The 17,922-nt window shown below is 68.4% G+C and carries 23 protein-coding genes and 1 tRNA gene; 9 read left to right on the top strand and 15 right to left on the bottom strand.

Going from position 1 to position 17,922, the window contains the following annotated elements; all coding sequences use genetic code 11:
• The first annotated feature begins 135 nt into the window (after positions 1–135).
• Together E4P24_RS11360 and E4P24_RS11365 are read left to right on the top strand one after the other, a co-directional pair.
• On the top strand, positions 136–894 hold the full coding sequence (locus E4P24_RS11360; protein ID WP_115860966.1) for a Sir2 family NAD-dependent protein deacetylase: 759 nt from the start codon (positions 136–138) through the stop codon (positions 892–894).
• Positions 895–1,086: 192 nt separating this feature from the next.
• Positions 1,087–3,057: an ATP-binding protein gene (locus E4P24_RS11365; protein WP_115860964.1), complete on the top strand. Its 1,971-nt coding sequence runs from the start codon at positions 1,087–1,089 to the stop codon at positions 3,055–3,057.
• Between the two features lie 24 nt (positions 3,058–3,081).
• Here E4P24_RS11365 and E4P24_RS11370 read toward each other — a convergent pair whose 3' ends face one another.
• Positions 3,082–3,504: a DUF5518 domain-containing protein gene (locus E4P24_RS11370; RefSeq protein WP_188148498.1), complete on the bottom strand. Its 423-nt coding sequence runs from the start codon at positions 3,502–3,504 to the stop codon at positions 3,082–3,084.
• A gap of 126 nt (positions 3,505–3,630) precedes the next feature.
• Here E4P24_RS11370 and cofH point away from each other — a divergent pair, with 126 nt between their 5' ends.
• The 3 genes from cofH to E4P24_RS11385 all read left to right on the top strand — a co-directional run bounded on the left by cofH (position 3,631) and on the right by E4P24_RS11385 (position 6,286).
• Positions 3,631–4,998, top strand: a complete 1,368-nt coding sequence (gene cofH, locus E4P24_RS11375) for a 7,8-didemethyl-8-hydroxy-5-deazariboflavin synthase subunit CofH (RefSeq protein WP_006601276.1) — start codon at positions 3,631–3,633, stop codon at positions 4,996–4,998.
• 1 nt (position 4,999) lies between these two features.
• Positions 5,000–5,548 carry a hypothetical protein gene (locus tag E4P24_RS11380; RefSeq protein ID WP_004042091.1) on the top strand — a complete coding sequence of 183 codons (549 nt, stop codon included), beginning with the start codon at positions 5,000–5,002 and terminating at the stop codon, positions 5,546–5,548.
• Between the two features lie 135 nt (positions 5,549–5,683).
• The gene (locus E4P24_RS11385; RefSeq protein ID WP_115891461.1) at positions 5,684–6,286 is read left to right on the top strand and encodes a hypothetical protein; all 603 of its coding nucleotides are present in this window, start codon (positions 5,684–5,686) and stop codon (positions 6,284–6,286) included.
• A 36-nt stretch (positions 6,287–6,322) separates the two neighbouring features.
• Here E4P24_RS11385 and cofG read toward each other — a convergent pair whose 3' ends face one another.
• From cofG to E4P24_RS11415, 6 genes are all read right to left on the bottom strand, one after another.
• Positions 6,323–7,498, bottom strand: coding sequence for a 7,8-didemethyl-8-hydroxy-5-deazariboflavin synthase subunit CofG (cofG, locus tag E4P24_RS11390; RefSeq protein ID WP_188148499.1), 1,176 nt, complete (start codon positions 7,496–7,498; stop codon positions 6,323–6,325).
• 315 nt (positions 7,499–7,813) lie between these two features.
• Positions 7,814–8,434: a 2-phospho-L-lactate guanylyltransferase gene (gene cofC, locus E4P24_RS11395; RefSeq protein ID WP_004062695.1), complete on the bottom strand. Its 621-nt coding sequence runs from the start codon at positions 8,432–8,434 to the stop codon at positions 7,814–7,816.
• Between the two features lie 6 nt (positions 8,435–8,440).
• On the bottom strand, positions 8,441–9,235 hold the full coding sequence (locus E4P24_RS11400; RefSeq protein ID WP_049896265.1) for a hypothetical protein: 795 nt from the start codon (positions 9,233–9,235) through the stop codon (positions 8,441–8,443).
• Positions 9,204–10,391: a tubulin/FtsZ family protein gene (locus tag E4P24_RS11405; protein ID WP_004042096.1), complete on the bottom strand. Its 1,188-nt coding sequence runs from the start codon at positions 10,389–10,391 to the stop codon at positions 9,204–9,206. Before E4P24_RS11405 ends, E4P24_RS11400 begins: the two co-directional genes overlap by 32 nt.
• A gap of 211 nt (positions 10,392–10,602) precedes the next feature.
• Positions 10,603–11,508, bottom strand: a complete 906-nt coding sequence (locus E4P24_RS11410) for a complex I NDUFA9 subunit family protein (protein ID WP_013035592.1) — start codon at positions 11,506–11,508, stop codon at positions 10,603–10,605.
• Between the two features lie 146 nt (positions 11,509–11,654).
• Positions 11,655–11,900: a hypothetical protein gene (locus E4P24_RS11415; RefSeq protein WP_004062692.1), complete on the bottom strand. Its 246-nt coding sequence runs from the start codon at positions 11,898–11,900 to the stop codon at positions 11,655–11,657.
• 84 nt (positions 11,901–11,984) lie between these two features.
• Between E4P24_RS11415 and tmk the strand changes: the two genes are divergently transcribed.
• Positions 11,985–12,578 carry a dTMP kinase gene (gene tmk / locus E4P24_RS11420; protein ID WP_004042099.1) on the top strand — a complete coding sequence of 198 codons (594 nt, stop codon included), beginning with the start codon at positions 11,985–11,987 and terminating at the stop codon, positions 12,576–12,578.
• 19 nt (positions 12,579–12,597) lie between these two features.
• Here the strand turns inward: tmk and E4P24_RS11425 are convergent, their stop codons facing one another.
• Positions 12,598–12,918 carry a hypothetical protein gene (locus E4P24_RS11425; protein ID WP_004042100.1) on the bottom strand — a complete coding sequence of 107 codons (321 nt, stop codon included), beginning with the start codon at positions 12,916–12,918 and terminating at the stop codon, positions 12,598–12,600.
• A gap of 139 nt (positions 12,919–13,057) precedes the next feature.
• On the opposite strand from E4P24_RS11425, the gene E4P24_RS11430 reads away from it, so the two are divergent.
• On the top strand, positions 13,058–14,104 hold the full coding sequence (locus E4P24_RS11430; RefSeq protein ID WP_004062691.1) for a thiamine pyrophosphate-dependent dehydrogenase E1 component subunit alpha: 1,047 nt from the start codon (positions 13,058–13,060) through the stop codon (positions 14,102–14,104).
• Between the two features lie 16 nt (positions 14,105–14,120).
• Here E4P24_RS11430 and E4P24_RS11435 read toward each other — a convergent pair whose 3' ends face one another.
• The gene (locus E4P24_RS11435) at positions 14,121–14,354 is read right to left on the bottom strand and encodes an Lrp/AsnC ligand binding domain-containing protein (protein WP_004042102.1); all 234 of its coding nucleotides are present in this window, start codon (positions 14,352–14,354) and stop codon (positions 14,121–14,123) included.
• A 108-nt stretch (positions 14,355–14,462) separates the two neighbouring features.
• On the opposite strand from E4P24_RS11435, the gene E4P24_RS11440 reads away from it, so the two are divergent.
• Together E4P24_RS11440 and E4P24_RS11445 are read left to right on the top strand one after the other, a co-directional pair.
• On the top strand, positions 14,463–15,146 hold the full coding sequence (locus E4P24_RS11440) for a TrkA family potassium uptake protein (RefSeq protein WP_004062690.1): 684 nt from the start codon (positions 14,463–14,465) through the stop codon (positions 15,144–15,146).
• A gap of 2 nt (positions 15,147–15,148) precedes the next feature.
• Entirely contained in the window at positions 15,149–15,385 is a 237-nt protein-coding gene (locus E4P24_RS11445; protein ID WP_004062689.1) for an Lrp/AsnC ligand binding domain-containing protein, read from the top strand.
• 60 nt (positions 15,386–15,445) lie between these two features.
• On the opposite strand, the gene E4P24_RS11450 is transcribed toward E4P24_RS11445, so the two are convergent.
• The 6 genes from E4P24_RS11450 to E4P24_RS11475 all read right to left on the bottom strand — a co-directional run bounded on the left by E4P24_RS11450 (position 15,446) and on the right by E4P24_RS11475 (position 17,704).
• A complete protein-coding gene (locus tag E4P24_RS11450; protein ID WP_004062688.1) occupies positions 15,446–15,943 on the bottom strand; it encodes a DUF5813 family protein in 498 nt (165 codons plus the stop codon).
• 228 nt (positions 15,944–16,171) lie between these two features.
• The gene (locus E4P24_RS11455) at positions 16,172–16,351 is read right to left on the bottom strand and encodes a hypothetical protein (protein ID WP_115860956.1); all 180 of its coding nucleotides are present in this window, start codon (positions 16,349–16,351) and stop codon (positions 16,172–16,174) included.
• 111 nt (positions 16,352–16,462) lie between these two features.
• Positions 16,463–16,639: a hypothetical protein gene (locus tag E4P24_RS11460; RefSeq protein WP_004042107.1), complete on the bottom strand. Its 177-nt coding sequence runs from the start codon at positions 16,637–16,639 to the stop codon at positions 16,463–16,465.
• Positions 16,640–16,708: 69 nt separating this feature from the next.
• Entirely contained in the window at positions 16,709–17,008 is a 300-nt protein-coding gene (locus E4P24_RS11465) for a hypothetical protein (RefSeq protein ID WP_004062685.1), read from the bottom strand.
• Between the two features lie 225 nt (positions 17,009–17,233).
• A tRNA-Leu gene (locus E4P24_RS11470) sits at positions 17,234–17,318 on the bottom strand.
• A gap of 41 nt (positions 17,319–17,359) precedes the next feature.
• Entirely contained in the window at positions 17,360–17,704 is a 345-nt protein-coding gene (locus E4P24_RS11475) for a ferredoxin (protein WP_004062684.1), read from the bottom strand.
• Positions 17,705–17,922 lie beyond the last annotated feature (218 nt).

Here is a 17,922-nt window from a genome sequence, read left to right on the forward strand (position 1 = left end):
CGTCCTCTGGGCTCATCCCACTAAGAAGCTTCCACTTCCGTGCGTATCTCGGTCGGATACGCGACCAATCTATGCACGAATGCGCTTACCGGGCGAATCGTATCGCTTTTTCGCGGCTGGCCCGTCCGTTGGGCTATGGACGCTGCCCTCGAATCAGACGCCGCGTGGGTCGCCCGCCGACTCCGCGAGGCCGACACCGCAGTCGCCTTCACCGGCGCGGGGATGAGCACGGCCTCGGGCATCCCCGACTTCCGCGGCGACGACGGCATCTGGGAGACCGAGTTCGACCCGGCGTCGTTCCACCGCGACCGCTTCGTCAACGACCCCGCCGGCTTCTGGCGCGACCGCGTCCACTTACAGGAGCGCATGTTCCCCGACGGCGTCGAGCCGAACTCCGGCCACGAGGCGCTTTCGGCCCTCGAATCGCGGGGCGTCCTCGACGCGGTCGTGACGCAGAACACCGACGGCCTCCACCGCGAGGCCGGCTCCGACCGCGTCGTCGAACTCCACGGGAACGCCGCCGAAGTCGTCTGCGAGGACTGCGGCGCGCGAACCGACGCGGCCCCCGCGTTCGAGACGGTCCGCGCCGGCGACGCGCCGCCGACGTGCGACGACTGCGGCGGCCTGCTCAAGCCCGGCGTCGTCCTGTTCGGCGAGCGCCTCCCCCGCGTCGCTTACAGCGAGGCGAACCGCCTCGCCGGCGACGCCGACGTGTTCCTGTCGCTCGGCTCGTCGCTGACGGTTCACCCCGCGGCGGGTCTCGCCGGCCGGGCCGCCGAGGTCGGCTCGCTCGTCGTCGTCAACTTCGACGCGACGCAGTACGACGACCGCGCCGACCGGGTCGTCCGCGGCGACCTCGCGGCGTTCCTCCCCGAAGTCGAAAAACGAATCTGAGCGCGACCGGTGCCGCCCGCCCGGGCTCTCGGCGTCGACCGCCTCGGACGCCTCGGGCGACGACGCGTCGGTGTCGTCGGACAGCGGGCTCCCTGTTCTCCTCACTCGCGGCAGATTACCGGCGGCCAACTGTCACGAACCGCCGGTCGCACTCACCAATCAATTGATGCTCTCTCCCAAGCATGTCGGTGCATGACTCGGTCACCCTCGCCGGGTTCGTCGGCGGGGACGGCACCGTCCGTTCTCTTCGTCGCTCCCGACCGCACCCGGGCGGACGCCGTCGCGGCCGCGCTCGACCGCCACGACGTGTCCGTCACCGTCGAGTTCGACCTCGGGACGGCCCTCGGACGCGTCGTCGACCGGACGGTCGACTGCCTTTTGATTCCCGGTCAGTTCGGCCGACACACCGCCGCCGACGTGGTCGCGCTGGTCCGCGAGCGCCATCCCGACGTGCCGGTCGTCCTCCTCGGTTCCGGCGGGAGCGACGACGGGAGCGACGGTGACGCACTCGCGGACGACCCCGCCGCCCACCGCGTTTCCGGCGACATCGAATCCCTCTCCTACGACCGCCTCGCCGACCGGGTTCGGGCGGCGGTCGCCCGCTATCGGAGTTCGGAGGCCCAGCGCACCGAACGCGACATCGTCAGCCGGCTCGAACGCCGCATTCAGCGCACCGAGCGGAAGATAACGTCGCTCCACGGCGTCGCCATGCGACTCGCGTCGGTCTCCGACGCCGACGACATCTACGCGGAGACCGTCGAGGCCGCGGAGCGCATCCTCAACCTCGACATCTGTTTCGCCTTCGCGGCCGAGGCGGACCGGTTCGTCCCGCGGGCGCAGTCGTCGACGCCGACCGACCGCGAACTCCGACCGGTCCCGAAAGACGCGGGCGCGATGGGCGAGACGTTCCGCACCGGCGAGTCCCACCGCGCGGTCGACATGGAACTCCACGCGTTCGGCCGCCCCGAGTTCGGTGACTACCGCTCCGGCCTCAGCGTCGCTATCGGTTCGTTCGGCGTGTTTCAGGCGGTCTCCGAGCAGACCGGCGCGTTCGACGAAATCGATCTCGAACTCGCGGAACTGCTCGTCGCCCACACGAACGCGGCGCTCCAGCGGCTCAGTTTCGAGCGCCGGCTTCGGGTCGAACGCGACCAGTACGCCGCCCTGTTCGAGAACAGCGCCGACTGCATCATCGACTCGGAGTTCGTCGACGGCGAGTCCGTCATCCGCGCGGTGAACCCGGCGTTCGAGGCGACGTTCGGCTACGACGAATCCGAGGTCGTCGGCCGCGCCATCGACGACGTGGTCGCGCCGGACGACCGTCTCGACGAGGCCGCGAAGCTCACCGAGATGGTCCGCGCCGGCGACTTCGTCCAGACGGAGGTGCGCAGACAGACCGCGAACGGCGAGCGGGACTTCCTCCTCCGGTCGGTCCCGGTCGGCGAGGACACGATATACGCGGTGTACACGGACATCACGGCGCGCCGGGACATCGAACGCGAGATGGAAGCCCAGAACCGCCGACTCGACGAGTTCACGAGCGTCGTCTCGCACGACCTCCGCAACCCGCTTTCGGTCGCCACGGGCCACCTCGACCTCGCCCGCGAGGAAATCGACAACGACCACCTCGCGGCGGTGGCGCGGGCCCACGACCGGATGACCGCGCTGACGGAGGAACTGCTCGTGCTCGCGCGACAGGGCACCGACGCGTTCGCCACGACGCCGGTCTCTCTCGCGGAGACCGCAGAGCGGTGCTGGGATCACGTCGAAACCGGGGACGCGGCGCTCGTCGTCGCGTCCGACCGGACCGTCGTCGCCGACGCGGGCCGGCTCCACCAACTGTTCGAGAACCTGATGCGGAACGCTGTCGAACACGGCTCGCCGGACGAATCCGGGTCTGCCGACGGCGGGCAGGACCGCGTCACCGTCACCGTCGGCGCGCTCGACGACGGTTTCTACGTCGAAGACGACGGCGCGGGCGTCCCCCCCGAACTCCGCTCGCGCATCTTCGACACCGGCTTTTCGACCGGCACCGCGGGCATCGGCTTCGGGCTGACAATCGTCTCGAACGTCGTCGACGCGCACGGCTGGACGGTTTCGGTGGAGGAAAGCGCCGCGGGCGGCGCTCGCTTCGAGTTCACCGGCGTCGGTGCCGGTGGCTGAGTGGCGGGTCGGAGCGACCCGGACTCAGGCGAACTCCTCGTGGAGGTACGCGCCGAGGTAGCCGCCGAGCGCGCCGAGGCCGACGGTGTAGACGAGCAGCGCGAGGAGGCCGAACAGCGCGACGATGACGATGCCGAGGATGCCGAGGCCGAAGCCCAACTCGAACGGGGTGACGCCGATGGCGAAGATGCTGAAGAACCCGAGGACGACGACGCCGAGGACCGTCCCGACGAGGCTCACGAACAGCCCCGAGACCGCGCCGGATTTCACGCCCAGTTCGCGGTCGCTTCCGGTCAGGTAGCCGGCGAGTGCCCCGCCGAGGACGGTCGACCCAGGAAGCGGCGAGAGGACGACGCTGGCGACCGCGCCGACGAGGGCCGAAAACAGCAGGCTCTCTCCTCCGTCGTCGAGAGCCGACTCGGTCGCCGAAGTCGGGGAGTGTTCCATGTGCGACCCAACACGGCGGGAGGGCCTAACGCTTTCTCCGCGGCGTCCCGCGGCGTCCCGCTGTATCCGGCGGCCGGAGTTCCGGTACCGCCCCGTTTTTACGACCGTGGCGCGTTGCCAACGAGCATGTCTGGTGCCGCCCACGACTTCGGGTTCGAACACGTCCCGGAGACAGACCAGTCGTTCGAGAACGCCTTAGCGAAGGCGCGAGCGGGCGAGCGCCTCACGGTCGACGACGGCGTCGAACTCATCACGACGGGGACCGACCGCGAGGGAATCGACCCCGAACGCAAGGAACTCGTGCTCGAAGCCGCCGACCGGCGGCGCGCCGAGATGGTCGGAAACGACGTGACGTTCGTCGCCAACCTCAACAACAACGTGACGACGGCCTGCAACACGGGGTGTCTGTTCTGTAACTTCAAGAACACCGCCCACCTGTTCGAGGCCGACTCCGACGCCGACCACGGCGGCTTCACGAAGACGCCCGCCGAGTCCCGCGACATCGTCGCCGACGCGGTCGAGATGGGCATCTACGAGGTCACGTCCGTCTCCGGCCTCCACCCCGCGCTCGTGCTCGACGAGGAACACCGCGAGATTCTCGAAGCCTACGACAACCCCGCCGCCGAGGTGAACTACAAGCCGCCCGAGGCGTACGACACCGACCCCGCGAGCTACGCCGAACAGCTCTCTGCTATGTCGGCCGCCGGCGCGCACGTCCACTCGATGACGCCGGAAGAGGCCCATCACGCCAAGCGCGGCACCGACTGGAGCTACGAGGAGGTCTACCGCCGCCTCGCCGACGCCGGCCTCGCCAGCGCGCCCGGCACCGCCGCGGAGATTCTCGTCCCCGAGGTGCGCGAGGTTATCTGCCCCGGCAAAATCGGCACCGACGAGTGGGTCGCCGGGATGGAGGGCGCGATGGAAGCCGGCCTCGACGTGACGGCGACCATCATGTACGGCCACGTCGAGACCGAGAAACACCGCGTGCTCCACCTCGACGTGATTCGCGACCTGCAAGACCGCTACGGCGGCATCACCGAGTTCGTCCCGCTGTCGTTCATCCACCAGAACACGCCGCTGTACGACCGCGGCCTCGTGACCGGCGGCGCGTCCGACGACGAGGACGAACTGATGGTCGCCGTCGCGCGGCTCTACCTCGACAACGTCGACCACATCCAGTCGTCGTGGGTGAAGTTCGGGAACGCGAAGGCGCTGAAGCTCCTCAACTGCGGCGCGGACGACCTGATGGGGACGATTCTCTCCGAGGAGATAACGAAGCGCGCCGGCGGCGGCTTCGGCGAGTTCCGCTCGTTCGACGACTACGTCGACATGATAACCGCCATCGGCCGCCGGCCGGTCGAGCGCTCGACCGACTACCGGACCCGCCGGCCAATCGACCCCGACGACGGCCCGCACGGCCCGACGCTCGGCCCGCGCGCCGACGGGACGCCCCTGCTCGACGGCCGCCGCGACCCGGCGACCGCAGACGACTGAGATGATGGCGACCACCCACGCGGCCGTGGGGCTGACCCTCGCCGCGCCGCTGGTCTGGGTCGCGCCCGACCTCGCCACAGCGGCGGCCGTCGGCGCGCTCGTCGGCGGCGTCTTCCCCGACGTGGACCTCTTCGTCGGCGTCCACCGCAAGACGCTGCACTTCCCCGTCTATTACAGCGTCGCCGCCGCGGTCTTCGGGGGCGTCGCCGCCGTCTCGCCTTCGACGCTCACCGTCGGCGTCGCCTTTTTCTGCCTCTCGGCGGGGCTCCACTCCGCGTCCGACTGGCTCGGCGCGGGCGGCGAACTCCGGCCGTGGGACCGCACCTCCGACCGCGCGGTGTACGTCCATCCCGCGAAGCGGTGGCTCCGCCCCCGTTATCTCGTCCGCTACGACGGCGCGCCAGAGGACCTCGCGCTGACGCTCCTGTTTTCGGTCCCCGGCTTCCTCGCCTTCTCCGGCGGCGTCCGGGTCGCCATCGCGGTCGGCGTCGCCGTCGCGCTGTTCTACACGGGCTTCAGAAAGCGGATGCCCGAGTGGTTCGGCATCTGAGGCGCGGCGTCTGCGTGACCCGCCGCGCCCGCGAGCGCTCGGCGCAACCACGAAACTCATACGTCTCGGTCGCCGAGTGGTCGAAGCGATGACGACTCGACGGCTCCGACCGGCTCGGGAGGTGGTCGCCCCGTGATGGCCCCGACGCACGTGGCGATGAGCCTCGCGCTCGCCGCCGCCGTCGCGGTCGTCGCCCCCGCGGCCGCGCCGCTCGTCGTCGCGGCGGCGCTCGTCGGCGGCGTCTTCCCCGACCTCGACATGGTCGTCGGCGTCCACCGTAGGACGCTCCATCAGGTCGAGGCGTTCGTCGGCGGCTCGGTCGGGTTCGGCGCGGTCGCGGTCGTCACCGGCGACCCGCTGGCCGCGGCCGCGGCGACCGGGTTCGTCGCGGCGGCGCTCCACTGCGCGGCCGACTACCTCGGCGGCAGCAGCGAGGCTCGTCCGTGGGAGGCGCGGACCGACCGCGGCGTCTACGTCCGCAGCCTCGGCGGCTGGGTCGAACCCCGCCGCCTCGCCGCCTACGACGGCTCTCCCGGCGACCTCGCGCTCGCCGCGGCGCTGTCGGTGCCGGGCCTCCTGACGCTCGGCGGCGACTCGCGAGGGGTTCTCCTCGTCAGCCTCGCCGTCGGCGTCATCTACACACTCGTCAGAAAACGCGTGCCCCAACTCTCGGGGCGCGCGCCCGCCGTGACCGCCGCGGTCGTCGCGCTCTACTCAGTTCTCGGTCGTCGTCGGTAGCAGACGACCACACGGTCGGCCGACGCGGCGTCGCTCTCACCGCGGAATCGACAGCGGGCCGTCGCCGCGGGCGACGTTTCGGAACCGCCGTCCGTGAACGTCGTCGGCGGCGAGCCGGTCGGTAATCGGGCCGCGGAGCCACTCGCGGTCCGGCGCGGCCGCGGGCGCGCCGCCGCTCTCGCCGGGTTCGTCCGCCGGTCCGAGCGCCCCGTTCGGCAGGAACCGCTCGTAGACCGGCAGTCGCTCGCGGAGCGGGACGCCCGCCTCGTCGGCGATGTCTGCGAGTTCCCGGAGCGCGGGCCACTCGTAGTCGGGGTTGACGTAGTCGTCCGTGACCGGCGAGACGCCGCCGAGGTCGTCGACGCCGCAGGCGACGAGGTCGGCCGCCGCCGAGAGGTTCGGCGGCACCTGCACCGACACCTCCTCGGGGAGCGCGACCCGCGCCATCGCCACGACCCGGCGCATCGTGTCGAGCGACGGGCGCTCGTAGTCCGACCGCTCGTTGGGGACGACGTTCTGGACGATGACCTCCTGGACGTGGCCGTAGCGCTCGTGGAGCGCGCGGATGGCCAGCAGGCTCTCGGCCCGGTCGCGCCACGTCTCGCCGATGCCGACGAGGATGCCCGTCGTGAAGGGGACGCCCACCTCGCCCGCGGCGCGGATGGTGTTGAGCCGCTGGCCCGGCGTCTTCCGCCGACTGCCCGAGTGGGCGGCCACGTCGGCGGTCGTCTCCAGCATCACGCCCATGCTGGCGTTCAGGGGCGCGAGGTCAGCGAACGCCTCGCGGGTCAGGTCGCCGGGGTTCGAGTGCGGGAGCAGGCCCTCGTCGAGCGCGACTTCGCAGGCCGCCGCGAGGTAGTCGAGGATGTCGTCGTAGCCCCACTCGTCGAGTTGGCGGTGAATCTCCGTGTAGCGCTCGTCGGGGGCGTCTCCGAAGGTGAACAGCGCCTCCGTGCAGCCGGCGTCCGCGCCCGTGCGGACCACCTCGCGGACCTCGTCGAGCGACATGAGCGTCGCCTCGCCGGGCACGTCGTAGTAGGTGCAGTAGGTGCAGGTGTACCGACAGGCGGTCGTCAGCGGGACGAAGACGTTCCGCGAGAACGAAAGCGACGCCGGCGGGTCGGCGTCGTCGGGGGTAACGGCGAGCAGTCGCTCCACGTCGGCATCGTCGATAGTCAGGTCGACTCCGTACTCGTCGGCACCCGTGAACATATCTCTCGGTGCGTGACGAACCACTAAAAGCGTGTCATTCGCGGCGATACGGCGGCGTCGAGACCGAAGCGCGGAAGTCGAGTTCGGGACCGGATAGTTGGTGCCAGACACGTCTCCGGCCCGTCCGAAGCGCCGTCAGGCGCTCGCCCCGAGTTGGTTGCGAGTGAGACTCGCGTCGTCGTCGCGACGTTCGGACTCCACTTCGACTCTCGCGTCGTCTTCGCGACGCGGGAGCGCGCGGCGCACGTTGCCTCAGTTCCCGCCGGGCAGACGGACAACCGCGCCAGACACTGTTTATCGCGGACCGTTAAGGTCCTATCGGCGCTCGCGGACGGCCTCGACCCGACCGGACCCGCGTGCGAGCCGGACGCCGGCGTCGACCAGCCACTCGCGGGCCCGCCCCTCGCCGTGGACGAGCACTTCGACGAGGTCGCTCGGCTCGTCCACGTCGACGGCGAGTCGCATCGAGTCCACCTCGGCGAACGAACAGCCGGCGTCGCGGGCGATTCGTCGGTGGTCGAGAATGGACGCGCCGTGGTAGTCCACGGAGAACTCGGGGTGGCGGACGACGAGCGCGTTCGTCCCTCCGCCGAGGCCGGGCGCGGCGACCACGTCGGCGTCGGTTTCGAACAGCCGCGACAGCGCCGCGGGCGTCGCGAGCGCGAGGTCGGCCATGACGACCGCGACGGGGCCGCCGCCGAGGTCGTCGAGTTCGCCGCCGACGACTTCGGTGAGCGGTCGGTCGTCCACGGTGACGGGCGCGTCGACGGTCACGGGCGCGTCCGCGACGACCGCCGGGTCGCCGCCGACCGCGCGGACCGCGTCGAGCACGTCGCGGAGCATCGAGACGGCGAACTCGCGTCGCTCGTCGGCGTCGAAAAACGGGGCGAGTCGGGTCTTCGGATCGCGTCCCCCGAAGGGAACGACGACTCGCACGGGGAATCAGCCCAGTTTGTCGTAGGTCGTCTGCTGGGACCGCCAGTAGAGGAATCCACCGACGATGAGCGCGACGACGAGCAGACCGCCCGCCGCGTAGATGAGCAGTTGGGTCGTCTGACTCGACTGCCGGGCCTGGTTTGCGCTCGTCTCCGCCTCGTTGGCGAGGTTCGTCGTGAGATTGAACTCCTCGCCGTTGAACGCTTCGACAGCGTTGGCAAACGTCTGCTCGGCTTGTTGCGTGTTGGCCCCACTCGCACGCTCAATCGCGTCCCGCGCGCTGTCGAGTTCGTCGCGCGCGGCGGCGCTTTCTTCGGTGTAGTGGTGGACCGACCACGAGTCGATATCGTTACTGGAGCCGCCTTCGCGGGTCTGGTCGAGCGAGATTATCGTGAACGTCTGTGCGGGGTCGTAGCTGAACGACTCCACTTCGGGAACGATTCCCGTTACGGTGACCTCCACTTCGCTCGTCCCGTCGGCAGTGGCGATCTGCGCGCCGCTGAAGTTCTGCCCGTCGAAGGACTGCTGGTCGACTCTCGCGCCCGTCTGGTCGTAGTACGCGACGGTCCACGTCACGTCCTCCAGGTCGGTCTGGCCCGCGAGCGTCCACGATTCGAGTTGTGGGCTCCGGTACAGCTCTTCGAGGGTGACCGACGCGGTCACCTGCGAACCGACCTGCGCCTCGTCGGGGACGTCGTCGGACGCGACGCTCACCGCCCCTGCCTGCCCTGCGAAGGCCGACAGGAGTACGACGAGCGCGAGCGCCAGCTTAGAAAAGCGACTCCAGTTCGTCCTCGTCATCGTTTATGAGGGTCTCCAGATTCGAATCACTCTCTTGACGGATCTCTTCGATGTTATCCTGTGCTTCGATGGCGACCTGCTGCAGCTCCTTGATGCGCGGGACGTTCGTCACGCCCGACAGAAGGATGACACCCGCCACCTTCTCCGCGCCCGGGATGGGGTAGTCGCCGCCGCGAACTTCCATGGAACCGGTCTGCTCCTCGATCCACTTCCGCCCGCGCTCTATGCCTTTCCGGTTCAGATGCTCCGGCGGACCAGCGAGCACGAGCAGCGCGCGCTCCGCGCCTTCGATTTCACACGGGAGCGTGAGCCGACCGAGCGCGGCCTTGCGGACGAGGCTCGTGATTCGGTTGGTCGTGTGGGCGGTGTCGAGATTGTCGTCGGGCTCGTCGCCGCCCGTCAGCCGAGACAGGAGGCCGCCGCCGTTGTTCTTCCGCGGCTCGACCCCCTCGGAGGCGTAGCCGACCGTCGAAACGCCGCCGCCGGCCAGCGTGTTGATAATCTCCGAGGAGTCGACGACGGACTCCGCGACTTCCTGTCCGTCTTGGACTTCGCCAGCTCCGAAGAGCACGCCGAACCGGTTGACGATCTCCTCGTTGATCTCGTCGTATCCCCCCTGTACCGACTCACCGGTCTTCCGCCAGGCGTCGTTGTCGAACACGAGGAGGTTGTCGACCTCGCGGACGAACGTCTGGAAGGAGCGCGCGGCGTTGAGCGTGTAGATACCACCCTCGTCGGACCCCGGCAGGATGCCGAGCCCGTAGACGGGTTCGGTGTAGATGCGCTTGAGGTGTTTCGCGAGGACCGGCGCGCCGCCGGAGCCGGTGCCGCCACCGAGCCCGGACACGACGAGGAAGGCGTCGACTTCGTGGACGGGGATGCTGTCGATGGCACCCTGTACCTCGTCGATGTCCTCCTCGGCGATTTCGGCACCGAGTTCGTTGTCCGCACCGACGCCGTGTCCCTTCACGCGGGATTGGCCGATGAGGACGCGCTGGTCCTTCGGGATGTTCTTCAGTCCGAGCAAGTCGGCTTTTGCGGAGTTCACCGCGACCGCAGCGCGGACGATTCCGGCGTTGCGTTCCCGGTCGTACTCGACGAACTTGTCGACTACTTTTCCCCCGGCTTGCCCGAATCCGATCATTGCGAGCTTCATAGGTTCAGTCCCCTCGCCATTGCGTGAATTGCAGTACGAACGCGGACATAAGCGTTGTGATGGGGACGTGTCGAACCACCATCAGATTATCGGCGGAACGCGGCGACTCGAAACCGGTGTTAATCAGTCGTTATCCCGTGAGAACCGCCAATTCCGGTAAAATGAGCCGCAGTTCACGGCTGCTTAACGCCGCCGAGTCGTCACTTCGGTGTCAGTTTCGCTCGCCGAGATACGCGCCGAGCGTCTTCATCGACGAGGTGTCGACGCCGAAGACGCCCACGTCGTTCCGGTCGGTCGTGTTGTCGAACTGGAGCGACCGGTACTGGTCTTTCCCCATCGGGAAGCCGGGGACCGCCCCGAGGACGGTCAGGCCGACGCCCGCGAGACCCATCGGCAGCGGAACGATGGTGATGGACTTGTTCTCGGCGTCGTACACCATCTCCGTGATTTCGCGGAGCGTGAGCTTTTCCGGGCCGCCGATGCGGTAGGTCTCGCCGGCGTGGTCGTCGCCCTCGACGGCGTCCGCGAGCATCGGCACGAGGTCTCCGACCCAGATGGGTTGGAACCGCGTCTCCCCGTTGCCGGGAAGCGGGTAGAGCGGGACGCCGGGCGCGAACATCCCCTTGAGCCGCTTCGTGAAGGAGACGAACTCGCCGCCGTCTCCGAAGACGACCGAGGGCCGGAAGATGACCCAATCGAGCCCGGACGACTTGACCGCCCCCTCGGCTTTCCCCTTCGAGCGGATGTAGGCCGTGTCGCCGTCGGAGTCGGCTCCGAGCGCGCTCATCTGGACGAGTCGGGGCACGTCGTTGGCCTCCGCGGCCTTCACGACGTTTTCGGTCCCCTGCCAGTGGACGATGTCGTGCATTCGATTGCCGCCGCTCGGTTCGAACAGCGGCGACAGCGCGACGAGGTTGACGACCGCGTCTTTCCCCTCGAACGCGCCCGCGATGGAGTCGTAGTCCGTCACGTCCCCCATCGCCTTTTCGACGCCGTCGGGGAGGTCCTCGCTGTTCGGACTCCGCGACATCGCGGTCACGCTGTGTCCCCGCGATTGTAGTTCGCGGCAGAGGTGGCTCCCGATGAATCCGCTTCCGCCGACAACAAGGACTTTCATGCCGTAATATTCGGCGGAATGAGGGTAAAGCTAACGGGGAATCGGGGTCGATTTCGCCGGAGAACACCCCGATGGGAACGACGCTCTTCCGGGCGGGCGCGTCAGACCGCGCCACCGGCCCGCACCCGCGCCGCCCGCGACCGCGCTCAAAACAGTATCGAGGGCGCGACCGGTCCGTCGGTGCGTTTCACCATCCGACCGACTCGGTCGTAGACGACGAGCTCCTCGGACGGGTCGGGGCAGTCGTCGGGCGCGTCGGTCGGGTGGTCGACCTCCGTCTGCTTCGTCGCGAACGACGCGTCCGTCGGGGGGACGCTCTCGTCGAACCGGACGACGGTGAACGGCTTTTCGCTCGGACGGAGGTCGTCCCACCGCTCGCGGGCGGGTGGCACACCACACATGTCGGGTCGCGTTGACATTATCATTGCGGCGTCTCGCTTCGGCGCGCTTTTTCCGGAGCGCCGAGTTGGTAGGATATGCTCGTCACACTCGAAGGGCTCGACGGGAGCGGGAAGACGACCGTCTGGGAGGCGCTCCACGACGCGTACCCCGACGCCGTCTTCACGCGCGAGCCCACGTCGGACTCGTGGTACGGAGAGGCCGTCAACCGCGCCATCGACGACGACGGCGCCGACCCGCTCGCCACGCTGTTTCTCTTCACCGCCGACCACGCCGACCACCTCTCGCGGGTCGTCCGACCCGCCCTCGCCGACGGGAAGCTCGTCGTCTCCGACCGCTACTCCGACTCGCGGTACGCCTATCAGGCCGCCGCGCTGCGCGACAGCGACCTCAGACGCCCGATGGAGTACATCAGAGGCATCCACACGGCGTTCACCCGTCCGCCGGACAAGACTATCTACCTCGACGTCGACCCCGAGACGGCCGCCGCGCGCAGCGGCGCGACGAACAAGTTCGAACAGGCGGCGTACCTCGCGGACGTGCGCGAGAACTACGAGCGACTCGTCGAGGCCGAACCGGAGCGGTTCGTCCGCATCGACGCGACGCAGTCGCCCGAGGACGTGCTCGACGCGGTCGAAGCGGCGCTCGAAGCGATTCTCGCGGAACAGTAGCCGCCGACCGACTCGCAGTTCACCGCGAGTTCGGGAGGTTCTCGTACTCCTCCGGCGGCGGGACGTAGAGCGTGTCGATGGTAAAGCCGAGCGCGAGCGGCATCCCTATCATCACGCCGAGAGCGGCCGTGGGGCTGCCGAGGTTCACGCCGATGCCGAAGACGCCGGAGAACACCAGCGTCGAGACGAGTAGCACGAGCGGAATCAGAAACAGGGCGTACAGGATGTACCCCCACTGCGTCTTCAACCGCAGGCGGAAAAAGCGGGTCATGACCGCCGCGATGAGCGTGTGGAGGACGATGAGCGCGCCCATGAGCACGAGGTTGACCACCGAGACCATAGCCGACGTAGGGAGGCGGTGGTCTTTGGCCTGTCGCTCTCGGCGGCCCGCTCGTCCCGCGCCGCCGTCGGTCGAACCGCCAGCCGGGTCCGCCCCCGCAACGGGTGACGTTTATCACGAAGGACCGTGACTCACCGCCATGCACCGACTCATCGCAGAGCGCGGGCTGGACGATACGGAGTTCACCGCAGACGACGCCCGCGCCGCCCTCCGCGACATGATTCGAGCGCGACGGTTCGACGAGCGCGCACTCGCCCTCCAGCGACGCGGCTGGATGAGCGGCTATCCGCCCTTCCGCGGACAGGAGGCCTCGCAAATCGGGGCCGCCCACGCCATGCGCGACGACGACGTGTTGCTGCCGACGTATCGGTCGAACGCCCTCCAACTCGCCCGCGGCGTGCCGCCGAGCGACATCCTCCTCTTTCGGCGCGGTCACGCCGAGTACGCCTCGGACCACGACGTGCCGGTGTTCCCGCAGGCGGTCCCCATCGCCTCGCAGATTCCCCACGCCGCCGGCGTCGGCATGGCCGCGAACTACCGCGGCGACGACCGCGCGGCGCTGGTCTGTTTCGGTGACGGCGCGACCTCCGAGGGCGACTTCCACGAGGGGCTGAACTTCGCCGGCGTCTTCGACGCGCCGGTCGTCTTCTTCTGCGAGAACAACGGCTGGGCGATTTCGCTCCCCCGCGAGCGCCAGACCGCAAGCGAGTCCATCGCGGCGAAGGCCGACGCCTACGGGATGGACGGGATGCAGGTCGACGGCAACGACCCCCTCGCGGTCAGGGAGGCCGTCGAGCGCGGCTTCGAGAAGGCCCGCGCCGGGGAGCCGGTGCTCATCGAGAGCCTCACCTACCGGCAGGGGCCGCACACGACCGCCGACGACCCCTCGCGCTACCGCGACGACGAGCCGGACCTCCCCGACTGGCGGACGCGCGACCCCCTCGACCGCTTCGAGTCGTTCTGCCGCGAGGCGGGCGTCGTCGACGACGCGGCGCTCGACGCCATGCGCGACGACGCCGACGAGGAACTGCGCGAGGCCGTCGAGCGCGCCGAGGCGACGCCCGAACCGGGGACCGACGAGCTGTTCGACAACGTCTACGAGGAACTGCCGCCCGAACTCGCCCGCCAGCGCGAGGAACACGTCGCGTTCGTCGAGCGCAACGGCCCGTTCGACATCGAGCGCTGAGCCGCGGCGAGTCGTCTCAGTCGTCCAGCGAGATGTACGTCTTCGTGTCTGCGACGCCCTCTAACCCCTGCACGCGGCTCGACGCGGTCTTCAGCACCTCGTAGACCGCGTCGGTGTCGACCTCCGCGATGATGTCGTACGCGCCCGCGACGATGTGGGCCTCGGTCACCGTCTCGAAGTCGCGGATGGGACCGAGCAACTGTTCCGACTCGCCGGCTCCGGTCTTCACCATGATGAACGCGTGAACCATGCGTGAGATATTCTACCACAGTCGTCAAAAGCCTTGCTTCGACCGAGCGCGGCCCGTTCGTCCGAGCCGGGGGAAGGTTATTTGCCTCCGCCGACATACCGTCTTATCATGCGGTTCGTTATCATTGGTGCTGGACGGGTTGGGCTGCGCACCGCTCGCGTCCTCCGCGAGGAGGGTCACGATATCGTCCTGGTGGAGTTGGACCGCGACCGGCTCAAGCGGGCCCGCGAGGCGAACTTCGAGGTGGTCGAAGGCGACGGCTCCCGCGAGGAGGTGCTCGTCGACGCCGGCATCGAGGCGGCCGACGCCCTCGGCGCGCTCACCGCCGACCTCAACGTGAACTTCGCGGCCTGCATGATCGGCAAGCACTTCGGCTGTCGGACGGTGCTCCGGGTCGACGAGGACTACCGCGAGGAGGTGTACCAGAAGTACGCCAAGGAGGTCGACGAAATCGTCTACCCCGAGCGCCTCGGCGCTATCGGCGCGAAGAACGCGCTTCTCGGCGGCTCCATCCGCGCCATCGCGGATATCGCCCAACACTTGCAGGTCATCCTCGTGACGGTGACGGAAGAGTCACCGATGAACGGGTACAGTATCGAAGAGGTTGCGCTCCCGGCGAACGCCCGCATCCTCGCGTTCGGGAAGAAAGACGGGCCGATGGGCATCCCGCTTTCGGACGACTCGCTGGAGACGGGCGACCGCGTGGCCGTCCTCGCGGACTTCGACGTACTCAACGACGTGCGACAACTGCTCGTCGGCGACGAGGTCGTCACCGCGGCGGGGGGTGCGTGACGATGGTCTACGCCTACATCATGGTCAAGGCCGCGCCCGTCTCCGACGGCATCGACCAGCTGAAACAGGACCTCTTGGCCGTCTCCGACGGCATCGTCAGCGCGCACATCGTCGCCGGCGACGTGGACTTCATCGTGAAAGTCGAGGTTGACTCGCCCGCCGACGTGAAGGGCATCGCCGGTGGCATCCAGTCGGTGGCGGGCATCGAAGACACCCAGACGTACATCGCGATGGACTGAGTCGGCGCGTCGCCACGCGGCGGTCCGCCCCGGCTCGACCGACTGTCACCGACTTGTTCTTCAGAAGCCCGCGCCGGCGGCGTCTTTCGCGTTCTGAATGAGGCTCGTCACCGGTTCGCCGTAGTCGTAGCCGGGGATGATGCCCTCGACGAACGTGCCTTCGACGTAGTCGATGACCGCGCCGGCGTCGTCGACGCCGCGGCGCTCGTTGATGTCGGCAAAGCTCGCCCGAACGACCGCCTCGTCGCCCGCGCGAGTCACGTCGGGGTCGAGGTCGTGGTCGCCGGCGACGACGCCGCCCACGTCTTCGAGGCGGAGTTCGAACGTCTCGTACCAGCCGTCTTCGACCACTGGGGCCACGTCGTCTGCGACCGCCGAGAGCATCGGGACACGCACCTCCACGTCGAACTCGACGCGGCCGCTGTCCTGCGCCGCGACGCCGACGGTGCCGTCGAACGGCGTCGTCACGGACTCGAAGGTTCGGTCATCGACCCGCTCGAACGACCCGTGGTCGCCGAACGCGCGGCGGACTCGACCGGGGATGTCGTCTTCGCTCATGCCCGGACGAAGGTCCCGACGGGAGAAAAGCCCGTTGCGTCGCGAGCGCTCCCGAATCGCCCGCCTGCGGCGGTTTTGGGTGAATGGCGGCACGTTTAAGTATCTCGCGGCACTCCGTTCAGGTGACGCTTCGCTTTGGAGGGCCGAAGCGTCAGCGGGGACCAATCTAGGGCGGCATTTGCCGCGCGGGCCGCTCCCGTGCGGCTGCCTATCCCTTTCTCGCAAAACTCACACCGGAGAGCCGCCGGCTCGTATTCGCGCGCGCTCGAATCGAACCTCGGTCCCGACCACGTCTGAGACGTACAGGCCGAACCCGCCCATCACCGCGGCCACGAGGAGGATAACGAACAGAAATTTCCGGAGGTAACTCCGCCTGAGTACCCTCGGAACCAGCGTGGCGAACTTCATGCCACTCGGTAGCAAGAGACCGACGTAAAGCGTTGTCCCGCTAACTATCAGTTCTGATAGCAGAGGGACCCGATATGCGCCGCTCTCACCGAAGACGAGTTCCGAGAATCGTTACAGTTCGCTCACGGTGACCCCGAGTGCGAGGGCGGCGGCCCCGGTCGCACCGCCGCCCGCGGCCAGCGCCGTCGGCAGCGCGGACAGGACGCCGGCGACGGCCCCGGCGAGGAGACAGACGGCCATGCCGAGGAGCGTGGCGTCGAAACGCGTGATGAGGAGTCCGGGTGACACGGTCTAATTACATCTCATTATCCGAACTGTCAAAATATTTGCGGGTGCGGCCCTACTCGCCTCCCTCTCTCACGCCCGGGCGTCAGAGGCGTCCGCGTCGGCGTAGGCGACCGCCCGTCCGAAACTGTCGATAGCCTGCTCGTACTCCTCGATGGCGACGTAGGCCAGTCCGACCTCGACGAGCGCCGCCGGGTCGACCGCCTCGGGGTCGATTCCCGCCGCGTCCACGAACTCGCTGAGAACGTGGTCGTCCATCGGGTCGACGAGTCGCCCGTTGACCCGATACGTCGGCGGGTCGAGGCCGAACCCGTCGTAGGGGTCTCCGAACCCTTGTCCCTCCGAATAGCGGTGTCTACGCGTCGAAGCCATTCGTACCAGTTGGCGGGGAACCGAGATAACGTGGTCGGCGGTCCCACGAGGACCCGGGCGACAGAGACGGAGCGGGAACGCGTCGCTCGGTTCACCGTCACTCGGCGACGAAAATGCGGGGGACGAGATTCGAACTCCACTCGCTCCGCTCACGCCGTTCGCTACGCTCCCTAGTTCGAACGCGTCGTCCTGTTCTCACGCCTCGCTGTCGCTCGGCGACGAAAATGCGGGGGACGAGATTCGAACTCGCGAACCCCTACGGGAGCGGATCTTAAGTCCGCCGCTTTTGGCCTGGCTCAGCCACCCCCGCGCACTCTCCCGTTCTTCGAGGGGGAGAAAAGTGCTTTCGCTTTACCAGTCGACCGAGAGCGTCCCGTCGCCGTGGGGGTCCGGCGAGAGCTCCTCGTCGGTTCGGCGGTCGATGACGTGGATGACGCCGCGGCCCTTCTTCGCCGGGCAGACCTCCGCCGCCTCGACGTTTTCGTCGAGTTCGTCCTCACCGACGAAGTACGATTTGGCGCGGGCGAGGCCGGTTTCGAGGTCCATCTCCCAGTTGTCGGCGACCTCCGCGCACCGGCCGGCCCCGAAGCACTTGTTCGCCTCGAAGATTATCTTGTAGGGCTTTTCGTCGACCGGCGGGGCGTTCTCGTCGGTTCCGAAGTCGCTCGGCTTCGGACGGTCGGACTCCTCGCTCATCGTCGGCCCTTACCGCGCGGTGGTCTTTGCGCTGTCGGTCGCGCGGCGACGGCGCGCCCCGGAACCCGCGAGACGCCTCGAACTTCTGGTACATCTGTCGAAGCCCGCTTGTCGTGCTTCGAATCCGAGCGGCGGCGAGCGGGCGTACCGTATTCTATCCGTGGCATCACGTAACAGTGGGATACTCCCGTCACATGAATCATCGACAGACACAGTAC

It is taken from the genome of Haloferax sp. AS1 (assembly GCF_014530665.1).
In the GTDB taxonomy this organism is placed as follows: domain Archaea; phylum Halobacteriota; class Halobacteria; order Halobacteriales; family Haloferacaceae; genus Haloferax; species Haloferax volcanii.

Excerpts from the sequence above, each read along its gene's own strand:
- E4P24_RS11360 (WP_115860966.1), top strand. The coding sequence starts at position 136 with ATGGACGCTGCCCTCGAATCAGACGCCGCGTGGGTCGCCCGCCGACTC.
- E4P24_RS11365 (WP_115860964.1), top strand. The coding sequence starts at position 1,087 with ATGACTCGGTCACCCTCGCCGGGTTCGTCGGCGGGGACGGCACCGTCC.
- E4P24_RS11370 (WP_188148498.1), bottom strand. The coding sequence starts at position 3,504 with ATGGAACACTCCCCGACTTCGGCGACCGAGTCGGCTCTCGACGACGGA.
- cofH (WP_006601276.1), top strand. The coding sequence starts at position 3,631 with ATGTCTGGTGCCGCCCACGACTTCGGGTTCGAACACGTCCCGGAGACA.
- E4P24_RS11380 (WP_004042091.1), top strand. The coding sequence starts at position 5,000 with ATGATGGCGACCACCCACGCGGCCGTGGGGCTGACCCTCGCCGCGCCG.
- E4P24_RS11385 (WP_115891461.1), top strand. The coding sequence starts at position 5,684 with ATGGCCCCGACGCACGTGGCGATGAGCCTCGCGCTCGCCGCCGCCGTC.
- cofG (WP_188148499.1), bottom strand. The coding sequence starts at position 7,498 with ATGTTCACGGGTGCCGACGAGTACGGAGTCGACCTGACTATCGACGAT.
- E4P24_RS11400 (WP_049896265.1), bottom strand. The coding sequence starts at position 9,235 with ATGACGAGGACGAACTGGAGTCGCTTTTCTAAGCTGGCGCTCGCGCTC.
- E4P24_RS11405 (WP_004042096.1), bottom strand. The coding sequence starts at position 10,391 with ATGAAGCTCGCAATGATCGGATTCGGGCAAGCCGGGGGAAAAGTAGTC.
- E4P24_RS11410 (WP_013035592.1), bottom strand. The coding sequence starts at position 11,508 with ATGAAAGTCCTTGTTGTCGGCGGAAGCGGATTCATCGGGAGCCACCTC.
- tmk (WP_004042099.1), top strand. The coding sequence starts at position 11,985 with ATGCTCGTCACACTCGAAGGGCTCGACGGGAGCGGGAAGACGACCGTC.
- E4P24_RS11425 (WP_004042100.1), bottom strand. The coding sequence starts at position 12,918 with ATGGTCTCGGTGGTCAACCTCGTGCTCATGGGCGCGCTCATCGTCCTC.
- E4P24_RS11430 (WP_004062691.1), top strand. The coding sequence starts at position 13,058 with ATGCACCGACTCATCGCAGAGCGCGGGCTGGACGATACGGAGTTCACC.
- E4P24_RS11435 (WP_004042102.1), bottom strand. The coding sequence starts at position 14,354 with ATGGTTCACGCGTTCATCATGGTGAAGACCGGAGCCGGCGAGTCGGAA.
- E4P24_RS11440 (WP_004062690.1), top strand. The coding sequence starts at position 14,463 with ATGCGGTTCGTTATCATTGGTGCTGGACGGGTTGGGCTGCGCACCGCT.
- E4P24_RS11445 (WP_004062689.1), top strand. The coding sequence starts at position 15,149 with ATGGTCTACGCCTACATCATGGTCAAGGCCGCGCCCGTCTCCGACGGC.
- E4P24_RS11450 (WP_004062688.1), bottom strand. The coding sequence starts at position 15,943 with ATGAGCGAAGACGACATCCCCGGTCGAGTCCGCCGCGCGTTCGGCGAC.
- E4P24_RS11455 (WP_115860956.1), bottom strand. The coding sequence starts at position 16,351 with ATGAAGTTCGCCACGCTGGTTCCGAGGGTACTCAGGCGGAGTTACCTC.
- E4P24_RS11465 (WP_004062685.1), bottom strand. The coding sequence starts at position 17,008 with ATGGCTTCGACGCGTAGACACCGCTATTCGGAGGGACAAGGGTTCGGA.
- E4P24_RS11475 (WP_004062684.1), bottom strand. The coding sequence starts at position 17,704 with ATGAGCGAGGAGTCCGACCGTCCGAAGCCGAGCGACTTCGGAACCGAC.